This window comes from Micromonospora sp. NPDC005220 (assembly GCF_040607895.1).
Lineage (GTDB): Bacteria > Actinomycetota > Actinomycetes > Mycobacteriales > Micromonosporaceae > Micromonospora.
Genome location: NZ_JBEXHP010000248.1, coordinates 1 through 1,099, shown reverse-complemented (window position 1 = coordinate 1,099; position 1,099 = coordinate 1). Strand labels below are relative to the sequence as shown.

The 1,099-nt window shown below is 77.8% G+C and carries 2 protein-coding genes; both read right to left on the bottom strand.

Annotated features, from left to right (window positions below; genetic code table 11):
* On the bottom strand, positions 1 to 453 hold a 453-nt coding region (locus ABZU52_RS32475), incomplete at its 3' end, for a cytochrome c-type biogenesis protein (RefSeq protein WP_354974727.1).
* A 62-nt stretch (positions 454 to 515) separates the two neighbouring features.
* Positions 516 to 1,079, bottom strand: a complete 564-nt coding sequence (locus ABZU52_RS32470) for a redoxin domain-containing protein (RefSeq protein WP_354974726.1) — start codon at positions 1,077 to 1,079, stop codon at positions 516 to 518.
* Between the last annotated feature and the right edge of the window lie 20 nt (positions 1,080 to 1,099).

The window sequence follows — 1,099 nt, the reverse complement described above, 5'->3', positions numbered from 1 at the left end:
CGCCACCACGCCCACGGACGCCACCCGCCACACCCGCCGCGCGCCCCGGGCGTCCGGTCGCCAGGGCGCGGCGGGACGGGCCCGGGCGCCGCCGGGCCGCAGCGTCCGCCGGGCCGCCCAGCCGCTGCCCAGCAGGGCCAGCAGGGGTACGCCCCACAGCAGCAGCCAGACCCCGCGAGCCGGCGGATCGGTCAGCACGTCCGCGCCGTACCGCTGGACGAACCACCGCCGGATCTCGTCGCGGTCCCGCCCCTGGGCGACCTGGTCCGTCACCACCTGCCGCATGGCCGCCGCGATCGGTGACCGGGAGTCCGCCACCGACTCGCCCTGGCAGGCCGGGCAGCGCAGCTCGGCGGCGACCGCGAGGACCGGGTCCGGCCGGCCGTGGTCGTCCGCCGAGCGGGCCAGCCCCACGCCGGCCGCGACGGCCAGTGCGCTGAGCACGAACGCCACCAGGGAATGTCGCCTGGATCCTGTCGAGATTCGGGAGACGCGCCCCAAGGCGCGCCGCCAGCTCATCCGGCCAGCAGCGGCGTAATCCGCTGCTCCAGCCACTGCCGGGTCACCACGCCCTGCCGCCGGTCGACGAGCCGGCCGTCGCGGCCCACCACGAAGGTCTCCGGTACGCCTCGCACCCCCCACTCGACCGCCCGGGTGCCGTCCGGGTCCGGCACCACGGTGAGCCCCGTCGCGCCGGTGTCGTCGAGCAGTGCCCGGACCGCGTCGGTGCCGTCGCGGATGTTCAGCCCGACCAGCCGCAGGCCGCGCGTGGACCAGGTCCGTTCGGCGTCCACGAGCAGCGGCAGCTCGTCGCGGCAGGGCCCGCACCAGGAGGCGAACACGTTGACCAGCACCACCTGGCCCCGCACGTCGGCGAGCGCGAAACGGCCACCGTCCAGGGTGGCTCCGGACAGTGCCGGGGCGGGCCTGCCCGCGACCGCCGGAGTCTGCTCGGGATTCGACGGGTCGGGCGCGCGCAGGCCGACGACGACCAGCGCGCCGACGGCGACCGTGAGCGCGAGCACCATCGCCGGACCCGCCCGCAGCCACCCGGGGCGCCGCAGGGTCGGGCGCCTCACGTCTCGGCTCCGGCGCCGGC